General features: G+C 68.4%; 5 protein-coding genes and 1 tRNA gene. 1 reads left to right on the top strand and 5 read right to left on the bottom strand.

The window, feature by feature from the left end; all coding sequences use genetic code 11:
• Positions 1-174: 174 nt before the first annotated feature.
• The 3 genes from nusG to VHS75_RS07340 all read right to left on the bottom strand — a co-directional run bounded on the left by nusG (position 175) and on the right by VHS75_RS07340 (position 1,201).
• On the bottom strand, positions 175-744 hold the full coding sequence (nusG, locus tag VHS75_RS07350) for a transcription termination/antitermination protein NusG (RefSeq protein WP_329637957.1): 570 nt from the start codon (positions 742-744) through the stop codon (positions 175-177).
• Positions 745-756: 12 nt separating this feature from the next.
• Positions 757-1,062 carry a preprotein translocase subunit SecE gene (secE, locus tag VHS75_RS07345; RefSeq protein ID WP_329637956.1) on the bottom strand — a complete coding sequence of 102 codons (306 nt, stop codon included), beginning with the start codon at positions 1,060-1,062 and terminating at the stop codon, positions 757-759.
• A gap of 63 nt (positions 1,063-1,125) precedes the next feature.
• Positions 1,126-1,201: transfer RNA gene (locus VHS75_RS07340), tRNA-Trp, on the bottom strand.
• Positions 1,202-1,434: 233 nt separating this feature from the next.
• On the opposite strand from VHS75_RS07340, the gene VHS75_RS07335 reads away from it, so the two are divergent.
• Complete coding sequence (locus VHS75_RS07335; RefSeq protein WP_329637955.1) at positions 1,435-2,007, top strand: beta/gamma crystallin-related protein; 573 nt, start codon at positions 1,435-1,437, stop codon at positions 2,005-2,007.
• 14 nt (positions 2,008-2,021) lie between these two features.
• Here VHS75_RS07335 and VHS75_RS07330 read toward each other — a convergent pair whose 3' ends face one another.
• Together VHS75_RS07330 and VHS75_RS07325 are read right to left on the bottom strand one after the other, a co-directional pair.
• On the bottom strand, positions 2,022-3,086 hold the full coding sequence (locus tag VHS75_RS07330) for an alkene reductase (protein ID WP_329637954.1): 1,065 nt from the start codon (positions 3,084-3,086) through the stop codon (positions 2,022-2,024).
• A gap of 145 nt (positions 3,087-3,231) precedes the next feature.
• A partial coding sequence (locus VHS75_RS07325; protein ID WP_329637958.1) for a hypothetical protein occupies positions 3,232-3,311 on the bottom strand: 80 nt, incomplete at its 5' end.

Here is a 3,311-nt window from a genome sequence, read left to right as displayed (position 1 = left end):
CAGCAGCCGCGCGGCGGCCAGCAGGTTCCACAGCTCCGCCGAAGCGGGCGAGGCTTGAAGTCCGAGTTCAGCTTCGGCGATGGCGGCCGGGAAGGCTTTGGCCTGCAGCAGCGCGGCGACCCGCGTCGCACAGGACAACGGATCGGGCGCGCCGGGCGGTGTCACACCGCCGGCTCAGGCGGTCTTTTCGACCTGGTTGTATTCCAGCTCGACCGGGGTCGCGCGGCCGAAGATGGAGACGGTGACACGCAGGCGGGCGCGTTCTTCGTCGACCTGCTCCACCGAGCCGTTGAAGCTGGCGAAGGGGCCGTCGGTGACGCGGACCTGCTCGCCGATCTCGAACTGGATCGTAGGCTTGGGCCGCTCGACGCCTTCTTCGATGGCGCCGATGATGCGGGCGACTTCCTTCTCGGAGACCGGCATCGGCTTGGAGCCGGAGCCCAAGAAGCCCGTCACCTTCGGGGTGTTCTTGATGAGGTGGTAGGCCTCGTCGGTCAGCTCCATCTTCACCAGGACATAGCCCGGGAAGAACTTGCGCTCGGCGTTGACCTTGCGGCCGCGACGGATCTCAACGACGTCCTCGGTGGGCACCAGGATATCGGAGAAGCATTCGTCGAGGCCTTGGGTCTTGGCCTGCTCCCGGATGCTCTCGGCCACCTTCTTCTCGAAGTTCGAGTAGGCGTGGACGATGTACCACTTGTGGCGGGGGTTCGACGGGGCGGTGGTTTCAGCGGCTTCAGACATGATCTCTAGTTTCTAACCCCCGGCCGCCAGTTTCAGAACCTGATTGACGCTGAAGCTGACGCCGAAGTCGACGACCCAGAAGAACACCATGGCGACAACCACCATGATCGCGACCATCACAGAGGTGATCCAGGTCTCGCGGCGGGTGGTCCATGTGACCTTGCGGGCCTCGGCTCGGACCTCGCGGGCGAATTGGGCGATACTGGTGCGCTTCTTGGGCGGCGCGAGCGCAGCCGCAGAGGGACTGGCCATGACCGCGGCGGTCTTGGCGGCTCTGTGGCGTATCGCGGACGGGCTGTTGCCCGGTTTCTTGGCCATGGCGGCTCTTCAAACTCTCGTTCGGGGCGGCGGACGTCGCGCCCTCTTATCGCACATATAGGGTGGCAGGAGTGGAGGGACTCGAACCCCCGGCCCTCGGTTTTGGAGACCGATGCTCTACCAGCTGAGCTACACTCCTATGGCCCGCCGGACCCGGCGGTCCCCCAACGATTAGATGGCGCACGCGCAGGCGCGCCGCCCCCTTCATCGCCGGAGCCGGGTCGTTTAGCAGGGGCGCCCCCCTTGAGCAAGCGAGGCATCGGCCGGCAGGACGGATCGATCGCCGCAGCCGGCCCCTCGAACCCGCCCTGACCGCCTTGCTCGCGCCGCGAAGGCTCCTAGAGTGACAGTCCGACCTCGGGAGGATCGATCATGACGCGCGCCATAATCCTCGCTGCAGCCGCGGCCGCCGCCTGTCTGGCCGCCGGCGCGACCCAAGCTCAGCCGCGCGGCGCTCAGCCGCCGCCCGGGAACTATTTCCAGACCTGCCGCAACGTCTCGACCTCAGGCTTCGGACGCGACGCCACCATGACCGCCGAGTGCCGCGACCGCGACGGGCGCTGGCGCTCGACGAGCTTGCGATTCGACGGCTGCAACCGGATCGAGAACCGCGAGGGCGTGCTGTCCTGCCTGCCGGCGCCCGGTTATGCGCCGCCCGGACCCGGCCCCGGCCCCGGCGGTCCCGGCGCGGGGCGTCCGACCCTGACCCTCTTCAACGGTCCGAACTTCGGCGGCCGGCCGTTCACCACCCAGAGCGAGATCACCAACCTGCCCAGGCAGGACAATGACCGCGCCATGAGCCTGCGGATCGACGGCCGCCAACCTTGGCAGGTCTGCACCGACAGCAACTTCCGCGGCCGCTGCCAGGTGTTCGACCACGACGTGCCGGACCTGCGCCAGTTCGGCCTGGCCGGTCAGATCAGCTCGATGCGGCCCGTGCGCTGAAGCGGGTTGCGGTTCTAGGCGTCGGCCGTTTCGAGGGCCGGATAGTCCACGTAGCCCTCCGGGCCCGGCGAATAGAAGGTCTCCACCGTCCAGGGATTGAGCGGGGCGCCCACCTTCAGCCGCGCCGGCAGGTCGGGGTTGGAGATGAAGAGCTTGCCGAAGCCCACCGCGTCCGCCGCGCCCGAGGCCACCGCCGCCTGCGCGGTCTCCAGGGTGAAGCCCTCGTTAACGATGTAGACGCCGCCGAACTCCGCCTTGAGGACCGAGCCGATGCTGTCCTCCGCCTGGCGCTCGCGGGCCATCAGGAAGGCCAGGCCTCGCTCGCGCATGGCGCGCGCGACATAGGTGAAGGTGGCTTTCAGGTCGCTATCGCCCATGTCGTGGGCGTCGCCGCGCGGCGCCAGGTGCAGGCCGACGCGGCCGGGTCCGAACACCGAGATCGCCGCGTCCACCGCCTCCAGCATCAGCCGCGCGCGGTTCTCGATGGGGCCGCCATAGGCGTCGGTGCGCTGGTTGGACTTGTCCTGCAGGAACTGGTCGAGCAGGTAGCCATTGGCCCCGTGCAGCTCGACCCCGTCGAAGCCGGCCCTCTTGGCGTTCTCTGCCCCCTTGCGGTAGGCCTCGACCACGCCGGCGATCTCCTCAAGGGAAAGCTCGCGCGGGACGGGATAGGGCCGCTTGGGGCGCAGCAGGCTGACGTCGCCCTGGGCGGCGATGGCGCTGGCGGAGACCGGCGGCTGGCCGTCCAGGAAGCTAGGATCGGAAATCCGGCCCACGTGCCAGAGCTGCAGGAAGATCAGGCCGCCAGCTGCGTGGACGGCCTTGGTGGTCAGCTTCCAGCCTTCCATCTGCTCGTCCGACCAGATCCCCGGTGTGTCGGCATAGCCCACACCCAGGGGCGTCACCGACGTCGCCTCGCTGATGATCAGGCCCGCGCCGGCGCGCTGGGCGTAGTAGCGGGCGACCATGGCGTTCGCCACGCGCTCGGCGCCGGACCGCTGACGCGTCAGCGGCGCCATGACGATGCGGTTCTTCAGCGAGACTTCGCCGATCTGGATGGGATCGAAAAGCGTGGGCATGGGCGTTCCTGTGGGTCGGTGCAGGCCCCTAGGTAGGGAGCGCCGCCGCGGCGCGCACCCGAAGATTTCCTGCGACGGCGATAAGCAAAAGGCCGCCGGGTTTCCCCGACGGCCTCTGCGTTCAGTTCAAGTGAGGCGGCTGGGCCTACTTGATGATCTTGCTCACCACGCCGGAGCCGACCGTGCGGCCGCCTTCGCGGATGGCGAAGCGCAGGCCCTGGTCCA

The organism is Phenylobacterium sp. (genome assembly GCF_036264965.1).
In the GTDB taxonomy this organism is placed as follows: Bacteria; Pseudomonadota; Alphaproteobacteria; order Caulobacterales; family Caulobacteraceae; genus Phenylobacterium.
This window is presented reverse-complemented; position numbering and strand designations above follow the sequence as displayed.